Annotated in this window: 20 protein-coding genes; 9 read left to right on the forward strand and 11 right to left on the reverse strand. The window is 31.7% G+C overall.

Annotated features, from left to right (window positions below):
* Nucleotides 1–187: 187 nt before the first annotated feature.
* The 4 genes from D1817_02165 to D1817_02180 all read right to left on the reverse strand — a co-directional run bounded on the left by D1817_02165 (nt 188) and on the right by D1817_02180 (nt 4,428).
* Complete coding sequence (locus D1817_02165; GenBank protein ID AXT18710.1) at nt 188–2,086, reverse strand: amidophosphoribosyltransferase; 1,899 nt, start codon at nt 2,084–2,086, stop codon at nt 188–190.
* A 50-nt stretch (nt 2,087–2,136) separates the two neighbouring features.
* Nucleotides 2,137–3,063, reverse strand: a complete 927-nt coding sequence (locus D1817_02170; protein AXT18711.1) for a sugar kinase — start codon at nt 3,061–3,063, stop codon at nt 2,137–2,139.
* Nucleotides 3,064–3,172: 109 nt separating this feature from the next.
* The gene (locus tag D1817_02175; protein ID AXT18712.1) at nt 3,173–3,814 is read right to left on the reverse strand and encodes a ribonuclease H; all 642 of its coding nucleotides are present in this window, start codon (nt 3,812–3,814) and stop codon (nt 3,173–3,175) included.
* Between the two features lie 41 nt (nt 3,815–3,855).
* On the reverse strand, nt 3,856–4,428 hold the full coding sequence (locus D1817_02180) for a phosphoribosylglycinamide formyltransferase (protein AXT18713.1): 573 nt from the start codon (nt 4,426–4,428) through the stop codon (nt 3,856–3,858).
* A gap of 181 nt (nt 4,429–4,609) precedes the next feature.
* Here D1817_02180 and D1817_02185 point away from each other — a divergent pair, with 181 nt between their 5' ends.
* From D1817_02185 to pyk, 5 genes are all read left to right on the forward strand, one after another.
* Complete coding sequence (locus D1817_02185) at nt 4,610–4,843, forward strand: acyl carrier protein (protein ID AXT18714.1); 234 nt, start codon at nt 4,610–4,612, stop codon at nt 4,841–4,843.
* A gap of 12 nt (nt 4,844–4,855) precedes the next feature.
* Complete coding sequence (gene fabF / locus D1817_02190; GenBank protein AXT18715.1) at nt 4,856–6,106, forward strand: beta-ketoacyl-[acyl-carrier-protein] synthase II; 1,251 nt, start codon at nt 4,856–4,858, stop codon at nt 6,104–6,106.
* Between the two features lie 7 nt (nt 6,107–6,113).
* A complete protein-coding gene (rnc, locus tag D1817_02195) occupies nt 6,114–6,860 on the forward strand; it encodes a ribonuclease III (protein AXT18716.1) in 747 nt (248 codons plus the stop codon).
* A 194-nt stretch (nt 6,861–7,054) separates the two neighbouring features.
* Nucleotides 7,055–7,537, forward strand: a complete 483-nt coding sequence (locus tag D1817_02200; protein AXT18717.1) for an IPExxxVDY family protein — start codon at nt 7,055–7,057, stop codon at nt 7,535–7,537.
* Nucleotides 7,537–8,982, forward strand: a complete 1,446-nt coding sequence (gene pyk / locus D1817_02205) for a pyruvate kinase (GenBank protein ID AXT18718.1) — start codon at nt 7,537–7,539, stop codon at nt 8,980–8,982. The genes D1817_02200 and pyk overlap by 1 nt, the downstream gene beginning before the upstream one ends.
* 13 nt (nt 8,983–8,995) lie before the next feature.
* Here the strand turns inward: pyk and D1817_02210 are convergent, their stop codons facing one another.
* Nucleotides 8,996–10,096, reverse strand: a complete 1,101-nt coding sequence (locus D1817_02210) for a DNA polymerase IV (protein ID AXT18719.1) — start codon at nt 10,094–10,096, stop codon at nt 8,996–8,998.
* Nucleotides 10,097–10,152: 56 nt separating this feature from the next.
* On the opposite strand from D1817_02210, the gene D1817_02215 reads away from it, so the two are divergent.
* The 3 genes from D1817_02215 to D1817_02225 all read left to right on the forward strand — a co-directional run bounded on the left by D1817_02215 (nt 10,153) and on the right by D1817_02225 (nt 11,536).
* Nucleotides 10,153–10,629: a CYTH domain-containing protein gene (locus D1817_02215; protein ID AXT18720.1), complete on the forward strand. Its 477-nt coding sequence runs from the start codon at nt 10,153–10,155 to the stop codon at nt 10,627–10,629.
* A 10-nt stretch (nt 10,630–10,639) separates the two neighbouring features.
* Nucleotides 10,640–11,131: a hypothetical protein gene (locus D1817_02220; GenBank protein AXT18721.1), complete on the forward strand. Its 492-nt coding sequence runs from the start codon at nt 10,640–10,642 to the stop codon at nt 11,129–11,131.
* Between the two features lie 120 nt (nt 11,132–11,251).
* On the forward strand, nt 11,252–11,536 hold the full coding sequence (locus tag D1817_02225; protein AXT18722.1) for a hypothetical protein: 285 nt from the start codon (nt 11,252–11,254) through the stop codon (nt 11,534–11,536).
* Here the strand turns inward: D1817_02225 and pbpC are convergent, their stop codons facing one another.
* The 4 genes from pbpC to D1817_02245 all read right to left on the reverse strand — a co-directional run bounded on the left by pbpC (nt 11,537) and on the right by D1817_02245 (nt 20,850).
* On the reverse strand, nt 11,537–13,885 hold the full coding sequence (gene pbpC, locus D1817_02230; protein ID AXT18723.1) for a penicillin-binding protein 1C: 2,349 nt from the start codon (nt 13,883–13,885) through the stop codon (nt 11,537–11,539).
* Between the two features lie 106 nt (nt 13,886–13,991).
* Nucleotides 13,992–14,300 carry an antibiotic biosynthesis monooxygenase gene (locus D1817_02235; protein ID AXT18724.1) on the reverse strand — a complete coding sequence of 103 codons (309 nt, stop codon included), beginning with the start codon at nt 14,298–14,300 and terminating at the stop codon, nt 13,992–13,994.
* 54 nt (nt 14,301–14,354) lie between these two features.
* Nucleotides 14,355–19,934, reverse strand: coding sequence for a hypothetical protein (locus tag D1817_02240; GenBank protein ID AXT18725.1), 5,580 nt, complete (start codon nt 19,932–19,934; stop codon nt 14,355–14,357).
* A gap of 121 nt (nt 19,935–20,055) precedes the next feature.
* The gene (locus D1817_02245) at nt 20,056–20,850 is read right to left on the reverse strand and encodes a hypothetical protein (protein AXT18726.1); all 795 of its coding nucleotides are present in this window, start codon (nt 20,848–20,850) and stop codon (nt 20,056–20,058) included.
* 152 nt (nt 20,851–21,002) lie between these two features.
* Between D1817_02245 and D1817_02250 the strand changes: the two genes are divergently transcribed.
* Nucleotides 21,003–22,556 (forward strand): aldehyde dehydrogenase family protein, encoded by a 1,554-nt coding sequence (locus D1817_02250; protein AXT18727.1) that lies wholly within the window; start codon nt 21,003–21,005, stop codon nt 22,554–22,556.
* A 455-nt stretch (nt 22,557–23,011) separates the two neighbouring features.
* Here the strand turns inward: D1817_02250 and D1817_02255 are convergent, their stop codons facing one another.
* Together D1817_02255 and D1817_02260 are read right to left on the reverse strand one after the other, a co-directional pair.
* On the reverse strand, nt 23,012–24,145 hold the full coding sequence (locus D1817_02255; protein AXT18728.1) for an ATP-binding protein: 1,134 nt from the start codon (nt 24,143–24,145) through the stop codon (nt 23,012–23,014).
* Between the two features lie 42 nt (nt 24,146–24,187).
* On the reverse strand, nt 24,188–24,940 hold the full coding sequence (locus D1817_02260; protein ID AXT18729.1) for an SDR family NAD(P)-dependent oxidoreductase: 753 nt from the start codon (nt 24,938–24,940) through the stop codon (nt 24,188–24,190).
* Between the last annotated feature and the right edge of the window lie 202 nt (nt 24,941–25,142).

The raw sequence follows: 25,142 nt of genomic DNA on the forward strand, positions 1-25,142 counted from the left end.
ATGAAAAAATAAAAAAGGTGAACGAGAGTTCACCTTTTTTGCCCCAAATCTACCATGAACTTAACCTACTTATGTTATGGTGATGCTAAGCTACTACGCTTTTTCTATAAAACGTATAAATATTAGATGAAATGCACTTATTTTAGTTTAAATGTTAAAAAATTAAAAATATATTAAGATTTTTAAACTAGTATGCTCTTTCGTCATTTCCTTCATAAAAATTAATGAAAGCTTTATTAACAACTCTGTTGCCTCCAACAGTTGGGTAATCTCCTGTAAAGTACCAATCTCCTAAATTTTTAGGACAAGCTATATGTAAATTTTCAACAGATTGAAATATAATTTTCACCTCTGCATTTATAGATTCGTCACTTAATAATTCTGAGATTTTATCAGAAATTTGTTCATCTGTAAATCCATCATAGATTTCTTTTACAAAATTTTGAACATCTTTATCCTCTAAGTCTACTTGTGCTTTACATTTCCTGTAAACCTCTTCAACTAACGCATAGTTGCCGTTATCTTTTAATAATGCAAGAGCAGCTCTAAAAGCGACTAACCCTTCTAACCGCGCCATATCAATACCATAGCAATCTGGATAGCGAATTTGTGGAGCTGAAGATACAACGACAATCTTTTTAGGATTTAAACGATCCATCATTTTTAGAATACTCATTTTTAAAGTAGTTCCTCTAACAATACTATCGTCTATAATTACTAAGTTATCGGTAGGTTTTATAACACCATAAGTTACGTCATAAACATGAGCAACTAAATCATCTCTACTACTATCTTCAGTAATAAACGTTCTTAATTTAACATCCTTGATTGCTATTTTTTCAATACGAGGGCGTGTTGATAATATTTCAGTAACTCGACTAGATGACAACTCACCTTTTCCATTAAGTATCGCTGCTGTTTTTTGCTCATTTAATAAATCTTCAACAGTCTCTGTCATTCCAAAAAAAGAAGTTTCTGCTGTATTAGGGATATAAGAAAATACAGAATTTTCTATATCATTATTTATGACGTTCATTACTTTAGGCATAATTAATTTACCTAATAATTTACGCTCTTTATAAATTTCTGTATCGCTTCCTCTAGAAAAATATATACGCTCAAAAGAACATGCTTTTCGTTCTAAAGGCTCTAAAATTTGTTTAATAAGTACTTCTCCAGATTTCTTAGTAATAATAGCATGTCCTGGATCTAATTCTTTAACATCATCATAATTTACATTAAAAACGGTTTGAATAACAGGGCGCTCTGAAGCAACAACTACAACTTCATCATCCTTATAATAATAGGTAGGTCGTATTCCTGCGGGATCTCTAAGTACAAAAGAATCGCCATGTCCCATAAGTCCTGCCATAGCATAACCACCATCCCAGTTTTTGGCTGCTCGTCTTAATATTTTGGCAATATTGAGGCGTTCTGCAATAAGAGGAGACGCTTGATGTTTATTATAACCTTCTTTTTTAAGATCTTTATATATTTTACTTACAGCATCATCTAAAAAGTGACCTATTTTTTCCATTATTGTAATAGTGTCAGTATACTCTTTTGGATGCTGACCTAGTTCAATAAGATTACTAAAGAGTTCTTTAACATTAGTCATATTAAAGTTTCCAGCCATAATAAGATTTCTGTGCATCCAATTATTCTGTCTTAAAAAAGGATGTACACTTTCTACACTATTTTTCCCAAAGGTACCATAGCGTACATGACCTAATAAAAGTTCTCCTATATAAGGAATGTTTTCTTTTTGTAAAGCGACATTATCTGCATATTCAGGATGATTAGTAAGCTCAGTATTAATTCGCTCATTTATTTGTGCAAATATATCTTGAATAGGTTGTTGCTCTACAGAGCGAACTCTACTTATATAGCGTTGCCCAGGCTTGGTATCTAACTTAATGCTTGCAAATCCAGCGCCATCTTGCCCACGGTTATGCTGTTTTTCCATCATTAAATACATTTTATTTACACCATAAAATGCACTACCATATTTTTCTTTATAGTATTCTAATGGTTTTAAAAGTCTAACAAGTGCAATCCCACACTCATGTTTTAAAGCATCACTCATTGTTGTGTTGTTTATAAATTGAAAACGCACTCAAATTCTGAGCGCGTTTTTTATGATAATTCTATTTCAAATTGTGTTAAATCTTTAAACTGTTGCAAACGTTTATGCATTTCCTCACTTGAAAGCTGTTCCATGCGTTGAGTTCCAAATTTTTCAACGCAAAATGATGCTAGTGTTGATCCATAAATAACAGCGTTTTTCATATTCTCAAATGAGAAATCATTAGTTCTTGCTAAATACCCAGTAAACCCTCCTGCAAATGTATCTCCAGCTCCTGTTGGATCAAACACTTCTTCTAAAGGTAAAGCAGGAGCATAAAATACATCATCATTATTAAATAATAAAGCACCGTGTTCTCCTTTTTTTATAACTACATATTTTGGCCCCATTTCATGTATTTTCCTTGCAGCTACAACTAAAGAATATTCTCCGGTTAGTTGCCTTGCTTCTTCATCATTTATAGTAATAACATCTACACGTTTTATAACGTTATGTAAATCTTCTAAAGCACTATCCATCCAAAAATTCATAGTATCTAGAACTACTAATTTTGGAGTTGAAGTCATCTGATCTAAAACACCACTTTGTACAATTGGATGTAAATTACCTAACATCACAACTTCTGCATCTCTATAATCTTTTGGAACAACAGGATTAAAATCTGCAAGAACATTTAGCTCAGTTGCTAGTGTATCACGCGAATTCATATCATTATGATACAAACCACTCCAGAAAAATGTTTTTCCGTCTTTAACGATTTCAACTCCAGAAAGGTCTATGCTTTTTCCTGAAAGTAAATTTAAATGTTCTTCTGGAAAATCACCACCTACTATTGAAACTATAGCAGAATCTACATTAAATTGAGAAGCGGCTAAGCTTATATAAGTTGCCGCGCCTCCAAGAATTTTATCTGTTTTTCCAAAAGGGGTTTCGATAGCATCAAAAGCAACAGTACCAACAATAACTAATTTACTCATTATAAAAGTGAATTTTTTGCAAAGATAGTATGATTAATTATATATAAGCTAAAGTTTTGCTTAGAATTAAGATGTGAGTGATTGAGATTTTTTTGCAAAGAGAAAAAGATTATTTTCTACCAAAATCTGCTGGAATTTCACCCCAAGCTTTGGTCTCCCATTTTACGATTGTTGTTGTATAATTATTTTCTTTAAGCCAAAGAGTAGCTCTGTCTACTAAATCAAAAAGAGCTTTATTTTTAGTATTGCGCTTTAATTTAGAATTACACATTTTTTTGCGAACCCAGCTCATCGCTGTTTTAGAATCGGTATAAAGAATACGATCACTATTATGTTGTTTTAAAAACGCTAAGCCATGTACTAAAGCTAAAAATTCTCCAATATTATTAGTGCCTTCTTCAAAAGGACCTTGAAGAAATAATTGCTTTTTACTTTTAGTATCTACTCCACGATATTCCATTTTGCCAGGATTTCCACTAGATGCTGCGTCTACAGAAATGGAATTATAATTAGGTTGCCCTATTTTTTTAAGTTGAAGCGCACTAAGTTCACTTTTAAAAGATTTATCTTTTCCTATATAATCTCTGTAGTTACCTTTAAATGCTTTTTTAGCAGCATCAAAAGTTGCAAATGATTTGTATTGAGCTCCTTGAAAATCTTTAATTTGAGCTTTACAGTCATTCCAAGATTCAAAAACACCAGTATGATGCCCTTTCCAAACAGTATAATATTTCTTTTTCTTTTTTGACATCGTTATGCTCGTGAAAATGAGAACCTCTTAATATTTAAGATCTAAATTTCTTTGAGAAGAAGTTTTTCTACTACTTCTGGAAAATATTTCATTTCTAATTCGTGAATTTTTGTAGCAACGTCTTCTGCTGTATCTAGCGTTTTTACGACGCATTTTGCTTGAAAAATAATAGCACCTTCATCATAATTCTCATTTACATAATGAATTGTGATACCAGTTTCGGTTTCTTTATTATTTACAATTGCTTTATGAACGTTCATTCCATACATGCCTTTTCCGCCATATTTTGGAAGTAATGCAGGGTGAATATTTATAACTTTATTTGGAAATTCTGCTAAAATATTTTCAGGAAATTTCCATAAAAACCCAGCGAGAATTATGAGATCTGGTTGTGTAGTTTTTAAAATATTTAAAACATCGTTTGTTTGTGTAAATGCAATTTTATTAAACGATAAAGCACTTACTTTAAGTTGCTTACATCTATCTAAGACTTTGGCAAAAGGATTGTTAGTCAGTACTTGAACAACAGATGCATTATCTTTGTTATGAAAAAAATTAATTAAATTTTCAGCATTAGTTCCACCTCCAGAAGCAAAAATTACAATACGTTTCATTTACGGTTTATGATGTTAGATGTCCAGACAAAAAAAAGAATAATTATTAACAAATAGAAGTAAAAAACAAATACTTATATTTAAAATTATTAAATTACAAACACATTTTTAATGTAAAGGTGCGATTTAAAATAAAGTTTTTTATTTTTGCCACCTAATTAAAATTTAAAATTAAAAGATTATGTCAGACATTGCATCAAGAGTAAAAGCGATTATCGTAGACAAATTAGGCGTTGATGAAAACGAAGTTGTAACTGAAGCTAGCTTTACTAACGACTTAGGAGCAGATTCATTAGACACTGTAGAATTAATAATGGAATTTGAAAAAGAATTTGATATTCAAATCCCAGACGATCAAGCTGAAAACATTGCAACAGTAGGTCAAGCAATTTCTTATATAGAAGAAGCAAAATAAGCAAATAACTTTATGAAACTTAAGCGAGTTGTAGTTACTGGTCTGGGTGCTTTAACGCCAATTGGTAATACCATCGAACAATATTGGGATGGTCTTATTAATGGTAAGAGTGGTGCTGCGCCTATAACCTATTTTGATACTGAAAAGTTCAAGACCAAATTCGCTTGCGAATTAAAAGACTTTAACGTAGCAGATTTTCTTAATAGAAAAGAAGCCCGTAAAATGGATAGGTTTACGCAATATGCTATGATTGCTTCAGATGAAGCTATAGCAGATTCAAAACTTAATCTGGATGAGATTAATAAATTACGAGTAGGCGTTATTTGGGGAGCAGGTATTGGTGGTTTAGAAACATTTCAGCAGGAGGTATTAAATTTTGCTGATGGTGATGGAACTCCAAGATTTAACCCGTTCTTTATCCCAAAAATGATTGCAGATATTGCACCAGGTAATATATCTATTAAAAATGGATTTATGGGGCCTAATTATACCACAGTTTCTGCTTGTGCTTCTTCTGCCAATGCAATGACCGATGCTTTAAATTATATTAGATTAGGGCATTGCGATATTATTGTAACTGGAGGAAGTGAAGCAGCAGTAACAATTGCTGGTATGGGAGGTTTTAATGCAATGCATGCGTTATCTACAAGAAATGATAGCCCTGAAACAGCCTCAAGACCATTTGATGCTAATCGAGATGGATTTGTATTAGGAGAAGGAGCTGGCGCTTTAATTCTTGAAGAATATGAGCATGCTAAAGCTCGTGGTGCAAAAATATATGCAGAAGTTGTTGGCGCAGGCTTATCTTCTGATGCACATCATATGACAGCTCCACATCCAGAGGGTATTGGTGTTATTGCTGTAATGGAAAATTGTTTAGAAAATGCAGGACTTAAACCTGAAGATGTCGATGCGATTAATACGCATGGAACCTCTACACCGTTAGGTGATGTAGCGGAGTTAAAAGCGATATCTAAAGTTTTTGGTAGTCATGCAAAAAATATCAATATTAATTCTACAAAATCTATGACAGGGCATCTACTAGGTGCTGCAGGAGCTATCGAAGCTATTGCGTCTATATTATCTATAGAGCATGGTATTGTCCCTCCAACAATCAACCACTCTACGGTTGATGAAAAAATAGATTCAGAATTAAATTTAACACTAAACAAAGCTCAAAAGCGAGATGTTAAAGTTGCAATGAGTAATACGTTTGGATTTGGCGGTCACAACGCTTGTGTATTATTCAAAAAAATAGATTAAATCCCGAATGAGATTCATTCGTAACATACTAAATTCCCGCTCTAAAAAAGACGGGAATTTTTTTATTCAGCTTGAAAAGATATTAGGCTTTAAACCTAAAGATGATACTTATTTTAAAAAAGCGTTTACTCATAGATCGATGAATAAACGAGATGAACAAACTGGAGTTCCAATTAATTATGAACGATTAGAATTTGTTGGAGACGCTATGTTGAGTGCTATTATAGCTACACATTTGTTTAATGAAGTTCCTGGTGGAGATGAGGGATATTTAACAAAAATGAGATCTAAAATTGTAAGTAGAGAGCATTTGAACGAATTAGGAAAAGAATTAAACCTTATTGATTTTTTAGAAAGTAAAATTGATAAAAATAATTTTGGGAGTAATATACATGGTAATTTATTTGAAGCTTTAGTTGGAGCAATTTATTTAGATAGAGGCTATGTGTATTGCGAAAAATTTATCTATGATAAAGTAATATTACCACATGTAGATATTGAGAAACTAGAAGGAAAAGTAATTAGTTATAAAAGTTTACTTATCGAATGGTGTCAAAAAGAAAAAAAATCGTTTGATTATTATGTATATGAAGATACTGGAAATGATGTCTTAAGACATTTCTCAGTAAAATTATCTATAAATAATAAGGTAATCGCCAAAGCAAGAGCAACTTCAAAAAAGAAAGCTGAAGAAAAAGCTTCAAAACGAGCATTCTTTGCCTTTCAAGGTAGAATGAATAAAGCTGGAGTATAAATACTTTAAAACATAACGTTTGTATAACATTTACTAACTAAAGAATAACAAAAAGAGTTGGTAAAGTATAATGGTATATATTATATTTACATTTCATCAGGCCATTATTCAATTGTTTTATTTGTCAGATGAATTTGCTATTAACTTCGATTGACATTCAATATTTGTTATGGCTCATTTCATAATTTATAATTATGGCGTTACACAAACTAATTGTAGACGACTTTATTGATGATTCTTACGCGTTGTTTGCTATCCATTGTACGATAGAAGATTTTCGTTTAGCTTATCTTTTAAATTACTATCTAAATATAAATTTAAAACGCAAACCTCAAGATTTGGATTTTAAATATATAGAATCTTCGTATGCTATTTTTGAATGGAATGATTTGGATAATTTAAGAACATGGAATTTAGTATCTAATGTTTGTAAAAAAGAAGAAAATAGCTTAATCAGTTCGGGATCATTATTTACAGCTTCAAATAAAATTATAAGAACTCACAATCTAGTTCCAGAATATAAAAATGTGAATTTTTTATTAAAAATTACTAGCGATGGTAATTTTATAAACGAAAAAGCGATTATTAGTAAGATACAGGAAATACCTCAAATTGCAGCAATCTATAGTATAGATGTAACACAGTTAAAATATAGAGATAATCTAATATTCAATTAATGCCACTAAAACGAAAAAAAACAAAAATAGTAGCCACTTTAGGACCTGCAACTAGTTCTAAAAAGGTATTAAAAGCAATGATAGAAGAAGGTGTAAATGTATTTCGCATCAATTTTTCTCATGCAGATTATGCTGATGTAAAAAAGCGTATCGAAATTATAAGAGAACTTAATGAAGAGTTAGGACATAATGTATCAATTTTAGCAGACTTACAAGGTCCAAAATTACGTGTTGGCGTTATGGATCATGAAGTTATTGTTAACCCAGGAGATCAAATTACATTTATAACAGGGCAAGAATTTAAAGGAAATAAAGATCGTATTTATATGAATTACGATAACTTTCCTCAAGATGTAAACCCTGGAGAACGCATTTTATTAGATGACGGTAAACTTATATTTGAAGTTGTAAAAACAGATAAAAACACTAAAGTTTTAGCTAAAGTAATTCAAGGAGGTCCTTTAAAATCTAAAAAAGGAGTTAACCTTCCAAACACTAATATATCTCAACCAGCACTTACAGAAAAAGACATTAAAGATGCAATTTTTGCTATTGAACAAAAAGTAGATTGGATGGCATTATCTTTTGTACGTCATGCTCAAGATTTAATACAATTACAAGATTTGATTAGTGAACATAGTGAGCATAAAATTCCAATTATCGCAAAAATTGAAAAACCTGAAGCAGTAGAAAATATTGATAAAATTGTAGCTTATTGCGCTGCTTTAATGGTCGCAAGAGGTGATTTAGGAGTTGAAATCCCTGCAGAAGAAGTGCCTTTAATTCAAAAAAAATTGGTGCTTAGAGCTAAAAAAGCAAGAATCCCAGTAATTATAGCCACACAAATGATGGAAACAATGATTACTAGTTTAACACCAACAAGAGCTGAAGTTAATGATGTGGCTAATTCTGTAATGGATGGTGCTGATGCTGTAATGCTTTCTGGAGAAACATCTGTAGGTAAATATCCGGTACAAGTTATTCGTCAAATGGCTAATATAATTAGAAGTGTAGAAGATTCTCCTCTTATTCAAGTACCACATTTACCACCACATATTCGTACAAACCGCTATATCACAAAATCTATTTGCTATCATGCAGCTCAAATGGCTAATGAAATTAGTGCAGAAGCAATTTCTACATTAACTAATAGTGGCTATACAGCGTTTCAAATATCGGCTTGGAGACCATCAGCTCATATTTTAGTATTTACGTCTAACAAGCGTATTCTTACACAACTTAATTTACTTTGGGGTGTAAAAGCTTTTTATTATGACAAATTTGTGAGTACAGATGAAACTATTGAAGATGTCAATAAAATTGCTTGCCAAAAAGGTTATTTAAATGAGGGAGATATGCTTATTAGCCTTGCAGCAATGCCAATACAAGATAAAGGGATGGTTAATACATTACGCGTTACCCAAATTGACAATTGTAATTTTTAATTCTTGTTACACTCTAAAAACCAAACTTTAACTGAACGCTTACACTTTTTTCTTCAGCAGGTTTAGTAGGAGCTTCTGTATTTAAATTAGAAATGGAAATACCTAATAAGCGTACAGAATTTTTCATTTTTTCTTGATATAATAAATCTTTGGCTGTATTTAAAATAATATCTTTATTAGAAATAAAATAAGGTAATGTTTTGCTTCGTGTCTGCAATGAAAAGTCACTGTATTTTATTTTAAGAGTCACTGTTTTTCCAGATACATTACCTCTAGATAAACGTTTTGTGACTTCTTCAGCAATGTGTTCTAACTTTTCAAGCATAAAAACTTCACTTGATAAATTATCACTAAATGTGCGTTCTGCTGCCAACGATTTCCTAACTCTATTTGGTTTTACTTCACTATTATGAAATCCTCTAACAGTGTAATAATAATACTTGCCAGATTTCCCAAAATGAGATTTTAGAAATTCAAGGGGCTTAGACTTTAAATCTTTTCCAGTAAAAATTCCTAGCTGATACATTTTTTCGGCAGTTACTTTACCGATGCCATAAAACTTACGAATATCTAAAGCTTCTAAAAATTCAATAACTTCTTCAGGGCTCACTGTTTTTTGCCCATTAGGTTTATTGTAATCACTAGCTATTTTAGCTATAAATTTATTAATAGAAATTCCAGCTGAAGCCGTTAGATTTAACTCATTAAAAATTTGATTACGAATATCTTGAGCTATTAAAGATGCACTTGGATTTCCTTTTTTATTTTCAGTTACATCCAAATAAGCTTCATCTAAAGAGAGAGGTTCTACCAAATCAGTATATTCATAAAAAATTTTGCGTACAGCTTTTGAGATTTCATTATACCTATCAAAATGGGGACGTACAAAAATGAGTTCCGGGCATAAACGTTTAGCTTGCATGCCACTCATTGCACTTCGCACTCCAAATTTACGAGCTTCATAACTAGCGGCACTTACTACACCACGTTTACCACCACCACCAACAGCCAGTGCTTTCCCTCTTAGTTCTGGATTGTCTAACTGCTCTACAGAAGCATAAAATGCATCCATATCAACATGAATAATTTTTCGAATTGGTAAATCGCTAGACATCCTGTAAATTTATAATTTTAATTGATTAAAAGATTCTTGTCTTTTCAAGAAATATTATGATAGAAATAGAACGTAAATTTTTAGTAAATTCAACTACCTTTAAAACTAATGCTATCCGTAAAACTAAAATTATTCAAGGATTTTTAAATACAAATAAAGAGCGAACGGTTCGTATAAGATTAAAAGGAGAACAAGGTTATTTAACTGTAAAAGGACAATCTACAAATGATGGGATGTCACGTTTTGAATGGGAAAAGGAAATATCTAAAACTGACGCAGAAACATTATTTCCGCTTTGCGAAAAAGGAATGATTGATAAAATACGGTATGAAATTGTAGTAGATAGACATATTTTTGAAGTTGATGAATTTTTTGGTGATAACTTAGGATTAATAATAGCCGAAATTGAACTTAATGACGTGACAGAAACATTTAGAAAACCTGATTGGTTAGGTAAAGAAGTTACGGGAGATATTAAATATTATAATTCACAATTAAGTAAACAACCATATAGTACTTGGGATAAATTATAAAACTAACATAATGAAAAAACTAGCTCTTATTTTAATAGGATTACTTTTAGTTTGCTCTTGCAGACAGGTAAAAGAAGAAACAGAATTAAATGAGATAACTGTTGAGCAAAAAATATCAGTAAAAGAAAGATTAGAACAACTTAAAGCTGATGGATTTGAAACTTTTGATTATATAGATGAAACTACTAATGACACGATTATTATGCAACAATATTTTATAGCATTTTTAAAAAGTGGACCTAATCGAAATCAATCTGAAGAAGAAACAGCAAAACTTCAAGAAGCACATTTAGCGCATTTAAGTAAAATGTATGAAATGGGTTATGCTGATATTTCTGGACCTTTTGGAGACGAAAGCGATATTCTAGGTATTACTATTTATAATACACCAACACTAAAAATGGCAGATAGTTTGGCAAATTTAGATCCTATGGTTAAAGCTGGTCGCTTGGTTATTGAAATGCACCCTTGGTGGGCAGGGAAAGGATTTCCGTTACGTTAATCTTTCTGTGTCATTACTTGTTAAAAACCTGTAACATTCTGTTAAAAACAAGAATTTTGTGTAATTATTCTTTGAATTATACCACATAACTTATAGATATAACAAATAAATATATAAGCTATGAAATGTATTAGAATCGAAACCGTAAGCAAAGAAGAAATTAAATACTTGCAATTTCCTAAAGAAGAAGTCCTTAGTTCTAAAGAAGATCAAAATGAAAGATGCCTTATGATGAAACGTGCTATGGCTTTAGGTAACCTAGAACAAGAGAAAGTTGGTATTTTATTTTTAGATAATGAAGGTTATAAACGTGTAGAAACTACTATTTGGGGTGTTACTAATAAATATGTAATTCTAAAACAAGCTACAGTAATTCCTTTGGAACGCATAGTAGGAGTAGCATAATTATTTTATTTCAATATATCGTTTGATATCATTCCCTGACTCGTCTACCACAGTGATGAGATGTTTACCCTTTTTAGGCAAAACAGCAAACTCATGAATATCTTTGGTTACTCCTAAGTAGTTATCATTTAAATACCAAAATAAAATTGCTTCAGGTTTAGAATAAGCTACTTTAAAAATAAGTTCATTGGTGCTGCCGTCAAAATCTTTAGGAAGAAAAATACTAGTTGATTCCTTAGGATAAATAAAATCTAAAGCAATATCGTTTTCTCCATAACAATCTACCCTATAATTAGGAAGTTGTTTATAAAATGGATTCTTTTTACTGTAATAATAAGCCATTAAGGGAGGCAATACAAACCAAGATTTATTAGTAATTTTTGTTAATGGCTCGCATGAAGAATTTACTTGATATTGTTCGTTCTCATCCAAATGAGTTAGAATATGAAAAGGGCAAGGCTTTGTTTTTAAACCACTTAATTGCACATATTCTTGAATAACCTGTTCGCAAACAGTAGTAGCTCGATACCCACTTTTTGTACAAACTTCAATTTGCTGCATTTCATCATAAGGTGTTGAAAACCATTCGCTATTAGGGAGGATGTTAAATACATCAAATAATATCGGTGCTGCTGCTTGTACACCTACTAGACCAGGCCTTCCTTCACCATCTGCATTACCAACCCAAACACCGACTACATAATCTTTGGTTGTACCAATTGCCCAAGCATCGCGAAACCCAAAACTTGTTCCTGTTTTCCAGGCAATTTGTTTAGATGAATCATAAAATTGCCAATTATCATCACCTTCAGGGCGATTTACCTCTTTCATTGCTTCGTAGGTTAGGTAAATTGAAGCCGCATCATAAACAACTTTTTCTGAAGTAAACTCTCCAAAATCAACAGAATTAGTTAATGAAAAAGTAGGTTCTAAAAACTCATTAGTATAGTACTGACTCGAATTATCACTAAAATGATTTAATGTAGATGATAAAGCAGCATAACTTTTACATAAATCCCATAAGTTACTTTCTGCTCCCCCAAGAATAAGTGATAATCCATAATGATTTGCATTGTGTTTAATATCTTTAAACTGTAATTGCGATAAATAATGGTAAAATCTATCCAGTCCAAATTGCTGTAATAGTCGTACCGAAGGCACATTTAATGAACGAGACAAAGCTCGTTTTACAGAAACGGCACCATCATAATCTCTATTAAAATTTTCAGGATTATAATTAGCAAACTGTGTTGGAACATCTGCAACCAAAGTATTTGGTAGAAGCTCTCCAGAGTCTAATAAAGCAGCATGTAAAAAAGGTTTTAAAATACTACCTGTACTTCTTGGTTTATCAATAACATCTACATCTTTTTGATGTGCTTTATCTGTAGGGGAATTGCCTATATAACTTAACACTTCTCTGGTTCTTACATCTAGAATAAGTATAGCTATATTATAAATTTCATTCTGACGTAATTGTAAATAATGATTAGAAACGATATGGTTTGTTTGCTTCTGTAATTCTTTATTTACTGTTGTTCTTACACGTTTCCCATAATCTGATTTGGCCACTTTTTGTAATAAATGAGGCGCTATTTGTGGCAATGGATAGGGTTTTTGAGGTAATATTTCGGCAATAGATAAGTCATAGGTTAAACTATCTATAGTCTTGTTATCTAATAATTTTTTGAGTAAGCGATTACGTTTTATAAGCAATCGTTTTTGATTTTTACCTGGATAAATTAAACTGGGTGCATTGGGTAACACAGCGAGTGTTGCACTTTCTGCCCATGATAGATCGTTTGCATTCCTATTAAAATATCGCCAGGCAGCAGCATCCAAACCTACAGTATTACCACCAAAAGGAGCATTACTTGTGTAAGACGCCAAAATAGTTTCTTTAGAAGCTCGAAACTCCAAACGTGTGGCTAAAATAAGTTCTTTTATTTTTTCAATATAGGTTCTGGGAGTTCCTTTTCGAGAGAGACGAATGGTTTGTTGGGTTAATGTGCTTCCTCCTCGCGTTACTTTACCAGAATTGATATTCTCCTTTAGAGCTTTAAAAATAGAAATAGGATTGAATCCTGGGTGTTTGTAAAAATATTCATCTTCAAATAAAATCAAGCATTGTTTAAACTTTTCTAGAACACTATCATTATGAGGAAATCGCCATTGTCCATCTTTTGCAATTAATGCGCCTAATAATTGCCCATCTCGACTTTCTATAACGGTAGCTGTCGGATTATTAAATAATTGCTTGGGTAAACAGAAATAGTAAGCAATCAAGAGAATGAAAATCACTCCTGATTTTATCTTATGGTATTTTATATAATTTACTATTTTAAACATATGTATTTCCTGTATAAGCAGGAATCTCAATTTTATAATTTTACATCATTGCGATTTGCTTTTGATGGAGAAACAATTCTATTTCTTAAAACGGTTTGTAATGAATTTATTTATTAAACTCATATTCTCGCTCTACTTTACAAACCCTAATATGATACCAACTGTACCAATCTGAAATCCCTTTTTGTTGTGCAACAAGATGATCTGCATTTTGTTTCCAGAGTTGAATAGCTTCTAAGCTTTCCCAATAACTCACTGTAATACCAACAGTTTCTCGTGCTGAATCTACTCCCAAAAAACCTTTTTGTTGTTTGGCTAGAGTTTCCATTAATTCTGCCATTTTATTATAACCGTTTTCTTTTTCGGTTAGCGTGGAAGTAAAAATCACTGCGTAATATGGTTTAAAATCTTTCATTGTTTTTTCATTACTGCGAAAGCAGGAATCTTTTTAATATTAGTTTTATGTTTGTTATTTTTCAACGGCTACCCATTGCCCTTTTGCTCTTACAAAATAGTCATTATCATACATCGCTTCAGCTTGTGTCCCTGGTAAATAATAAGTTCCTAAATAAGCAGCATTTAATAATACATTAAAGGTTTTGCTATTATTTTTAGAACCACTTCTCTCTAAATTAAAATAGAAATTAACACGGTCGTCTCTGATATCGGTATAATCGGCATCATTGCTTACAGCATTACCAAAATCTGTAAATCGAGTGTTTACAATTTCCCATCCTGATGGAAATATCTTTGATAAAGCCACATCATTTATTGGCTCTTTTTTAAGATTAGAAACTGTAATGGATGCTACAAAATCTTGACCTTGTTGTAGTTTGCTCACATCTATTGTATTGCCTTGTAAATCTTTATAATTTACAGAAAGACTCAATCCTCTTTTTTCTGGAAGTTCTTTTCCTAAAGGTAATTTTCCAGAAGTTACAACACGAACATACACTGTGTTTTTTGGATTGTTAATTTTAATTGAATTGCTTCCTTTTTTAATATTTAATTCTCGTTGTGCAATTGAATTTTTAGTGTTAATCGATTGCTCAGAGGTATCATTTAAACTGTAATTAAGTTGTAATGCCTTGCCTCCATTTTTCTGAACCATTTTTGCCATGGCCATTAAACTATAAGCAGTAGTTTGTGTACTCATCCAACGGTCTGATGACAACCGTTTTGCAATATATTCGGCAGTTTCTCTAACTTTAGAATTATCGATTAATACCATTGTTTCCAAAGCCATTGCCCGATTTCTATCGGTAGACCCATAAGTATAATAATCATATTGTGTTGATGAAAAATCAATATTAGAACGTGATACTATTTCTGTAGCAGCTTCTTTTTGCCCTGCTAAAGCATAAGCCGCTGCCAATCGCCATTTGCCGTCATTGGATAATTCTTCAAACTCTTTTAAACGATTCATCGATGCTAAATCAGGTTGTCCTGCCAATGCTAAGGTATACAAACGATATGCCTGAGCAACATCATTTCTATATGTTCGATAACTAGGACGCCAATTTCTTGCTGTTTCTTTCTGATAACGCAACCAATTACTCATAAAAGATAATGGTAATACATAACCTTTTTTCTCGGCTTCAATCATAAAATGACCAGCATAACTTGTCCCCCAATCGTTAGGAGTACTTTGTCCGCTCCAATAAGATAATCCACCACTAGTTGTTTGAAAATGACTTAGTTTTTTAATGCCGAGCTTTATATTAGTATCAATGTCTTGTTTTTTATCAAACGGTAAATCAAAAATATCACTTAAAAAGAGTTGAGGCAATACACTTGATGTCGTTTGTTCTACACACCCGTGAGGGTATTGAATTAAATATTTTAGACGCCCACTAAAATTCATTGGCGGTAAGGTTGAGAATTCCACTTGTACTGAATTTGAACCTGTGATACCAAAGGTTGAAAAATTGATGATTTGTGCTGTATCTGCATCTAAAACAACATTGGTAATTCTATTACTTATCGGATTTGGATTAAATATATCTAATTCAACTTGATAAGATGACTTTTCACCATTTCCAGAGGCAATCACTTCTACGGTATTGACACCGTTAGCTTTGCTTACATCCAACTCAAAGTATGCCATTTTCTCATCTGGCTTATCAAAATTTAATGTTTGTGTTTTGCTTCCTATAACCTGAATTCCATCACTTAATTTTAAATGAAGCGATACATTTTTCACTTTAGATTCCATAGCAAATACAGTAACTGGAAGTGTTACTTTTTCTCCAGGACTTAGTTTTCGTGGGAGTGTTGCCAATACCATTAATGGTTTCTTTACAGGGGTAGTTTTTTCAACACTTCCGTAAGCTGCATTATGGTTATTTCCTGCAATAATCATAGTTCGTACAGAACCAATATATTTTGGAATAGTAATTTGATGTGATTTTGTTTCACCGGCTTTTAAACTAAAAGGGCCAAGATATTTTACAACAGGTTTAAAGCGATTTGCTTTTTTGTTTTTTGCAGCATTAGCTGTGTCATCCCCACCAATTTCAAATACTTGATCTACACTACCTGTATAAGCGCCAATAACATCATCAAATACATCCCAGGTTTTTACCCCTAAAGCTTCACGAGCATAAAATTCATTCCAACCACTAGGAGTTTTAAAACGAGTTAAATCTAACAGGCCTTCATCTACCAACGCTACAGTATAGGTCATTGCTTTTTTGTTTTTTTCGCTTACAGCAATGGTAACATCTTGCTCAGGACGTAATACATCTGGCATTTTTAACTGAGGCTCTAATTTGGTGGATTTATCTTCTACTATAATTGGAATCACACCATATAAACGAATCGGTAAATCGTTTTCGGAAACTGAGTGTGGTTGTAATAATGAAATATTAATAAATACATTGGGCGTCATTTCTTTGGTAATAGGGATAGCAGTTATGGTTTCTCCTTTTTTTGTTTTTACCCAAGTATTTTGAAGTACTTCTGTACCGTTTTCAATACTAATTAAAGCACGGCCTTCAGTACCAGAAGGGAATGTGATTATTGCTGTTTCTCCAATGTTATAAGTTTCTTTATCTGAAGAGAACACGAGCATCTTAGCGGCTTCTTTATTGTTTCCGCTGCCTTGACGTTTCCACCAGTTTCTATAAAAATAAGTTGTTTTCCCTGTAGCATGACCACTTTTTGGATCAGATACACGAATGAGATAACGCCCGCTTTCGGTTTCAGGAACATTAATTTTAAAAGAAGCTTCACCTTTAGCATTTGTATTTACAATTTTAGTCATAAAAGGTGTTCGATAGCTATCGGATTGGTAGGATGCTAAATCATCGTAAGAAGAACTCCACCACCAGCGCCATTTAATTTGATATACTTTAACTTCTAAATTGTTGCGTTGAATTGGTTTGCCTTCAGTATCGACAACCACCAAGTCAAATTGATGATCTTCATCTGTATAATACGAATCATAAGCTCTGGCTTTTGGGGCACGTAAACCGATAAAGGAGGTATAGGGTGCATAAGATTTGCTAAACGCATCAATAGAAAAATCACCTCCATTTTCGAATGCTCTCGTCAAAAATGAAACGTTTAGCATTCCAGGCGCATTCTTACCAATATTTAATTTTTTAGAGATTTTTGCTATTCCTTCGCCGTTAACCTTGCCTTCAAAAATAGAAATATCTTCAGCCCTAAAGGAACGTGTCGGGTCATTAAAAATATATTTTGGATAGTTTTTAAATCCTTTTGAAGTACTTGAAAACTTAGCTTTAATTTCTGCTTTTATATTTTTTGCTGGTGCTCCGTGAAGCCAATTTACTTTTAATTCACTTTGTAATGGTTTTGTGTTACTAAGTATGGCATCTTCAAAATCTACTTTAATTTTTAAGCGATTTGGTTTTACTGTTTCAACTTTTAAAGATTTATAAAATGTAGCTCCTCCAACAGATACTTTTGCATTCCAGTTTCCTGTTTTATCTTCTGAATTTGTAGAAACAGAAAAGCGGTAAAAATTATTGACGCCTTCTTGTTTAATTTTCTTGTAAGCAAGTTTTCCATTGGCATCAGTAACTTCTAGCTTTACTGGATGGTTACTGGGGAGTTTATTAGCATTATCGTTGAGCATAAAGGTTAGATGAATAGAATCTCCAGGCCTCCAAACACCACGTTCGCCATAAATAAACCCTTTTAACCCACGTTGTAATGTTTTTCCAGACACATTAAACTTACTTAAAGACAATGAGTTTCCGTCATTTAGTTTAATGTAACTCGTGTTATTTCCTTTAGTGACAATAGCGAAATTTGCATGACTATCGGCATCTATAACAGCAAGGCCATCTGCATTGGTTGTAGTTTTTGCAATGGATTGCTTCTGAAAGTTAAATAACTCTATTGCAGCATTAGCTTCTGGATTAGTGTTTAGAATATTAGTTACTGCAAAGTAATACGAACTATTATTGCCGCGTTTTGCGATAACACCAAGATTGGATGCAACAATATTATTAGCTACTATTCTATCTTCATTATAGTACGCTTCATGACAGGGATTATTACGTTCTCGCCAATTATATCTGTTGTTTTTATAACTATAAACAATATCATCCCAATATGCTTCTTCTCGTAAATCTTCATCAGAAATAGTACTTCCAGAGATAACATCATTGTTGTATTCGTAATAATCGTCCTCATAAAAATCATTACCTTCAGAACGATTAGAAGTATCAGTATTACAGCTATAAATTGCATATTCTTTTTTAAAGCTTAATTCAACTCTGTAAATAGCGCCTTTATCTGCGTTAAATAATTTTGATAGATCAATACTATAGGCTTTCCAACGACCTGTATTTTCGGTTTCATTCTCTATAAGCCGAATCGTTTTTTTTGCAATACGACGACCAACACGTTTAATATCGTAATCACGATTGTTATTAAGATTTCCACTTTGTAAAAACTGAAGTATATTATTTTCGTAAATTTTAATAATCCGTACATCGAGTGCTTTAAGATTTACAGCTTCAAAATTGTATTTTAAATCTTGAGAATTAGGTAAAATAGTACCCCCAGAAATAAGACGAACACTAGGTTTTAATTCTTCAAAAGAAATGACTTCAGAAAAAGGATGCTTGAGCTTGAAGTTTTCTGTATTTCGGAGGCCTTGAAATACATCTATTTGTAAATCACCAACCACACGAGTATCAGGATATATTTTAAGCACATTTCCGTTTACGATAAACTTTGGTTTTTTTGTATTTTGAATCGTTACTAATCCGTCAAAGTTTTGTTGCTTTTTTAAAGGATCAGAAAAATTGATAGATAAGTATTGTTCAGGTGATTGTATTACATTAACATCTACAATAGTAAAATTATTTATCCCAGGAATAGTAATAGTGTTTTCTCCTTTGTTTTTAGACTGAATTGCCGTTCCATTCCATTTTACATTGATTTTAGAATCTTCTGTTAATCGATGAATACTATCAATTTTAAATTCATATAGCTTTGAGTTTTTATGTGCTTCCTGCCATTTTATAGAAAGAAGGATATTGTTTTGAGAAGCTTCAATAAGTTTTTTTACTTGTTCAGATGTAGCAATATCTGCAAGACGAATTGTACCTTCTAAGTATTGCCATTCTTTACTATAAGATTGTAAATTGTTAGTGTTTACAGTAAAATTAGGAGTGATGGTTTTAAATTTAAAAGTGTATTTTTTAAACTCTGAAGGAACTCGTGAATAGATTTCGTTTAAATTTATAGAAACGGTATATTCAGTATTAGGGTTTAGAGTAGTATTAGGAATGAAACTAAATGTTTGCTTGTTTTTTGCTATTAACTTCCCTTTTACTTTTGGTGAAATGCTAAAAACATTATCTAAAATCTCTTCACCAATCACCCAGTTTTCAACCTCTTTAACTAGATTAACTTGAATTGGTTCTGCAATAGAAATGTGACCTGCCGTTGTACGGTTAATATAATCTTTAAATCTAAATAAATTATCGGTTGGAGTGTTATTTTTTTTACAAGAAGAAGTAATTACTAAAAGTAGAAATGCAATAATAAAAGATGATTTAAGCTTCATAGATTGATGGATTTAGATGAAAATGAACTAAAAAGAAAGTGTAGGTTGTTTCTTGTTAATTAAGATACGCTCATTTTTAATGATTTAGACTTTGATTAATTGTTAAAATCGTCTTAATCTTTTAAAATAATTGCAATTCACCTTCAATTTCTTGTTTTAATTCTAGTGCGATTCTCTTATAATATTCCCATTCATCTACTTGAAAAACATCACCTTTAGTATAAATAAGCGCTTGATAATAACGCTTATTTTTTGCTAACTCATTTAAATTTAAATAAGGGAGCTGACTTTTTTCTCCCCAAAAAAACTCTAAAGCTTGTTTAGTACTCAAAACCTCTTCAACTAAGATAGGCATTAAAAATTCATTGGTAACTTTATATTGTAAATTATCATCGTTTCTACTATTTGAAACAGTTCTGTAATAATCAAAAATAGCTTCCCTTAAATGGTTATTTTTTATAAATTTTAATTTACCCGAAGAAACTCCTTCATCATAAGTTCCTCTATTAGATATAAAATAATCATCTGTCATTAATTCAAATTGTAGTTGAGTGAATTTAAAAATATCTTTATCAGATGGATTTGCGAGAATTTTAAATATAGTATCAATTTTTTTTCTTCTATCATTAGTGTTTTTAATATTTAATTCTAAAAGCTCAACGTCATTATTTAAATCTATTACCAAACTTTTAAGGACATAATATTCTTCTTGACGTTCTAATGTATCTTCTTTCCAATTATTAATTTGTAAGGCTATTAAAATGCCAATAACTACTAACACAATTTCCCCAAAAGCATATAATAAATACTTACTTGTTTTATTGGCCTCAATCATATTTTGACGGATACGACGAAAAAAGTTTATCATAATAAAATTAATTAATTGTTTTTGAAATAGATATTTCAAAAAAGGCATTTATATAGTGATAATAAAATTAAAAAGATGTTACATGTTGCCAAAAATAGTTAAACATAGAAGATGGCTGCTAATTATATTTTTTTAATACCTAGACAGATGATAAATTAGTATCTTAGCCACTATTATTAAAGAATATAAATACTATAAATATGCAAGCAGTTTCTACCGATTTTGGAATACAAGAAGCTTTAACACAATTAGGAGTAAACTCTATAAATGAAGGAAGTTCAACAGGGTCTAATCATTTCTCTAACGGAGATATTATTGAAAGCTACTCACCAGTTGACGGTCAATTAATTGCTAAAGTGAAAGCCACTACAAAAGCTGATTATGAACATGTAATGAATGCTGCTACATCTGCTTTTAAAATATGGAGAACGATGCCTGCTCCACAACGTGGTGAAATTGTTCGTCAGTTTGGAGAAAAATTACGAGAAAAGAAAGAAGCTCTTGGGAAATTGGTTTCTTATGAAATGGGGAAAAGCTATCAAGAAGGTTTAGGTGAGGTTCAAGAAATGATTGATATCTGTGATTTTGCAGTAGGATTATCACGCCAACTTCACGGTTTAACAATGCATTCTGAACGTCCGGGCCATCGTATGTACGAGCAATATCATCCATTAGGCGTTGTTGGAATTATCTCTGCCTTTAATTTTCCGGTAGCCGTTTGGGCATGGAATACAGCTTTAGCTTGGATCTGTGGAGATGTTTGCGTATGGAAGCCCTCAGAAAAAACACCAATTTGTGGGATTGCTTGTCAAAATATAGCAGCAGAAGTGTTTGCTGCCAATAATTTACCTGAAGGAATTTGTAACCTAATTAATGGTGATTATCGCGTAGGTGAAATGATGACTACTGATAACAGAATCCCATTAATTTCTGCAACGGGTTCTACCAGAATGGGTAAAGTTGTAGCTCAAGCTGTTGCAGCACGTTTAGGAAAATCACTATTAGAATTAGGTGGGAATAATGCGATTATTGTAACTCCAGAAGCTGATATAAAAATGACTGTTATTGGAGCTGTTTTTGGTGCAGTTGGTACTGCAGGACAACGTTGTACATCAACACGTCGTTTAATTATACATGATAGTATTTACGATAAAGTAAAAAATGCTATTGTTGATGCTTATCAGCAATTACGAATAGGAAACCCTTTAGATGAAAATAATCATGTAGGACCGTTGATTGATACAGATGCAGTAGCAATGTATAATGAGGCACTTAAACAAGTTGTAGAAGAAGGCGGTAATATTGTGGTTGAAGGCGCAGTTTTAGAAGGAGAAGGTTATGAAAGCGGCTGTTATGTAAAGCCAGCAATTGCCGAAGCTGAAGCACATTTTAAAATAGTACAACACGAAACTTTTGCGCCAGTATTGTATTTATTAAAATATTCTGGAGATGTTGAAAATGCTATAGAAATTCAAAATCAAGTTGCTCAAGGATTGTCGTCTGCAATCATGACAAATAACTTACGTGAAGCGGAACGTTTTTTATCTGTAGCAGGGAGTGATTGTGGAATTGCTAATGTAAATATTGGAACTTCTGGGGCAGAAATTGGTGGTGCTTTTGGTGGTGAAAAAGAAACAGGAGGAGGCCGTGAATCAGGTTCTGATGCTTGGAAAATATACATGCGTCGTCAAACGAATACAATTAATTATACAACTGAATTACCTTTAGCTCAAGGAATTAAATTTGACCTGTAAATGCAATTAAACGAGAATGAAAAAAGCTCAAGTTTTATATTTATTTGGAATTAGCTTTATTCTTACTAATATAATAGCATAACTAGATTATGATTCAGGGAATTTAGACTATATAACTGAAAAATGGATTTTAGTTATACTAATGACTGTAGTATTTGTTATTATTCCTTTTCTTTTACTATTAATTTTTAGAAAATCGAAGCATAAAATTTATATTTCATTACTAGGGTTTTTACCTCAATTATATCTTATATATTACTTGTTTTAAAAAGCAGAAATAAAAAAACCTTGCTTTATCAAACCAATGATAAAACAAGGCAACTATTTGTTGATTAATAGCAATTAATACAGTGTAAATGTAAATTGAAAAATACTTTGATTAGAAAAAATTATACAAACGGTAAATATTTCTATATGAATGGTAAAGCATATTTATAAAGTGCGAATTTTGGCGATTAACTGTACTTTACTTTCCTTAAAATCCTCAAAGATTCTTTATAATTTATATATACATTTTTATCATATAATTTTAAATAAGGTTTAGCTTCAACAAGCTTGTCAATAGCATCATGAAACAAATTTAAGTAACAAATAAGATATGTAGCTGGAAGATTTATTAAATCATTTTTTTCACTACTATTAAGTACAGTTCCTTTTTTTAATTTTTCTAAAATAACGTTATTCGTATTGTATATATGATGTAATATTCGCTTGTCAAACTGAGGAGGTTCGAATAAAAGCTTTGAATTTATAGTATAACTTGCATTATTGTTAAAATGAATTATAGTTTCTTCAAGAGGATAGTATTTATAGGAATCTTGAAGGCCCAAGTTTACATATTCAATAATCTTAAAAGTATCACTGTCATAAGAAATAGAGACTTCATCTAGAGTTGAAAAAAAGAGACGTACTTGTTCGTTTATCAATTCGATATCTACTCTAGAGAAAAATACTTCATTTTTTACTACTTTTTTTTGTCCAGCCCAACAAACTACAAAATACTCTTTAAATACTTTGTATTGTGGTTCGTAATCTTTACGTTTATTCATAAAGTCGAAAACACCATCTAAAGTATGTTCAATATTATTTTGAGCATGACTTTCAATAGCTGCTACAATTTTAGAGTTGACATCTTTTATTTCGATATCAAATACCTTAGGCATACTCATACTACCATCTCTAAAAAACACAGAACCACCATAATATTTCCAAATATTTTTTCGTAAAGATGTAAGCTCACCCATAGGCCGGATAGTGACCAATCCTACTACTTTGTCGTCAGGTAAATGTGGAAATGGAATGTTTTCATATTGTACGATTGGAGGGTTGGTTAAATAAGCATTAATAAGGTTTTGAATCTTACTGTCATCAAAAAAATCGACACCTATAATCGTATTATCCTCGTCTTCAACTCCAATTACGATGTATGAATTATTTTTAGGATTACTATTAGATAAGGCACAAATATGTTTTAAAAATTTAGCCTTCCCTTCTTTTAAACTAATTGAAACTTTTCGCTTCTTATCATAAAAACTATTCTCATCGTTGTGAGCTAGTAGATTTTTAATAAGCAAGCGTTTATTAATCATAGTCTGTTATTATTGTAAAAGTAGAGTCTCCTTAATTCAAATTTAAAGATCCTTTTTTACTGTTGTACTGTTTGCTTGAGCTGTGCAAAACACTAATACATCTGCAATATTAACGTGTGGAGGTCGAGATATTGCAAAATAAATAATCTCTGCTATATCTTCTGCTTGTAATGCTTTATAACCTTTATATACGCTATCTGCAATAGAACCTCCTTTAAAACGCACTTCAGAGAATTCAGTTTCTACTAAACCAGGATTAATTGTACCTACTTTTATTCCATAAGGATTTAAGTCAATACGCATTCCTTCGGAGATAGCAACTACTGCATGTTTACTACCGCAGTATACATTTCCTTTAGGATATACTTCTTTCCCTGCAGAAGAACCAATGTTAATAATATGTCCAGATTGTCTTTCGGTCATTTGTGGAATAATCGCTTTGCTCACATATAAAAGCCCTTTTACATTAATGTCCATCATCGCATCCCAATCGTCTAAAACACCATCTTGTATGGCATCTAACCCATGAGCATTACCAGCATTATTAATAAGAATATCTATTGTTTTAAATTGTTCAGGTAGAGATGCAATAGCTGCAATAACAGTATCTTTATCACGAACATCAAAATTTAGAGTATAAACTTCAGTTTGTTTTTCTAGATCAGCTTTTATATTATCTAAACGTTCTTGACGTCTTCCACAAAGAATTAAATTAATATTGTGTTTTGCGAATTCTCGAGCTGTAGCTCTACCAATACCACTGGTAGCTCCAGTGATTAATGCTGTTTTTTTCATTAGTTTTTCTGTTATTTTTTTAAAAGCGATGTTTTTTGTATAAAATTAGTTTGACAATACAAAAACTAATTAACGCTATAAATTTGTAATAGTAAGTTAACGCAATAAAATTAGAAAACTAAATAATCATAAACCCTTCTTAAAGCTATAATTTTTAACCAATTATTAACAGCACACGCAAAAAAAAAATAACAATTTGCGT

This window comes from Flavobacteriaceae bacterium (assembly GCA_003443635.1).
Lineage (GTDB): Bacteria > Bacteroidota > Bacteroidia > Flavobacteriales > Flavobacteriaceae > AU392.

Coding starts and splice junctions, on each gene's coding strand:
- D1817_02215 (AXT18720.1), top strand. CDS start 10,153: ATGATAGAAATAGAACGTAAATTTTTAGTAAATTCAACTACCTTTAAA.
- D1817_02170 (AXT18711.1), bottom strand. CDS start 3,063: ATGAGTAAATTAGTTATTGTTGGTACTGTTGCTTTTGATGCTATCGAA.
- D1817_02245 (AXT18726.1), bottom strand. CDS start 20,850: ATGCCTTTTTTGAAATATCTATTTCAAAAACAATTAATTAATTTTATT.
- pbpC (AXT18723.1), bottom strand. CDS start 13,885: ATGTTTAAAATAGTAAATTATATAAAATACCATAAGATAAAATCAGGA.
- fabF (AXT18715.1), top strand. CDS start 4,856: ATGAAACTTAAGCGAGTTGTAGTTACTGGTCTGGGTGCTTTAACGCCA.
- D1817_02180 (AXT18713.1), bottom strand. CDS start 4,428: ATGAAACGTATTGTAATTTTTGCTTCTGGAGGTGGAACTAATGCTGAA.
- pyk (AXT18718.1), top strand. CDS start 7,537: ATGCCACTAAAACGAAAAAAAACAAAAATAGTAGCCACTTTAGGACCT.
- D1817_02250 (AXT18727.1), top strand. CDS start 21,003: ATGCAAGCAGTTTCTACCGATTTTGGAATACAAGAAGCTTTAACACAA.
- D1817_02225 (AXT18722.1), top strand. CDS start 11,252: ATGAAATGTATTAGAATCGAAACCGTAAGCAAAGAAGAAATTAAATAC.
- D1817_02200 (AXT18717.1), top strand. CDS start 7,055: ATGGCGTTACACAAACTAATTGTAGACGACTTTATTGATGATTCTTAC.
- D1817_02175 (AXT18712.1), bottom strand. CDS start 3,814: ATGTCAAAAAAGAAAAAGAAATATTATACTGTTTGGAAAGGGCATCAT.
- D1817_02165 (AXT18710.1), bottom strand. CDS start 2,086: ATGAGTGATGCTTTAAAACATGAGTGTGGGATTGCACTTGTTAGACTT.
- D1817_02185 (AXT18714.1), top strand. CDS start 4,610: ATGTCAGACATTGCATCAAGAGTAAAAGCGATTATCGTAGACAAATTA.
- D1817_02210 (AXT18719.1), bottom strand. CDS start 10,096: ATGTCTAGCGATTTACCAATTCGAAAAATTATTCATGTTGATATGGAT.
- rnc (AXT18716.1), top strand. CDS start 6,114: ATGAGATTCATTCGTAACATACTAAATTCCCGCTCTAAAAAAGACGGG.
- D1817_02255 (AXT18728.1), bottom strand. CDS start 24,145: ATGATTAATAAACGCTTGCTTATTAAAAATCTACTAGCTCACAACGAT.
- D1817_02240 (AXT18725.1), bottom strand. CDS start 19,934: ATGAAGCTTAAATCATCTTTTATTATTGCATTTCTACTTTTAGTAATT.
- D1817_02220 (AXT18721.1), top strand. CDS start 10,640: ATGAAAAAACTAGCTCTTATTTTAATAGGATTACTTTTAGTTTGCTCT.
- D1817_02235 (AXT18724.1), bottom strand. CDS start 14,300: ATGAAAGATTTTAAACCATATTACGCAGTGATTTTTACTTCCACGCTA.
- D1817_02260 (AXT18729.1), bottom strand. CDS start 24,940: ATGAAAAAAACAGCATTAATCACTGGAGCTACCAGTGGTATTGGTAGA.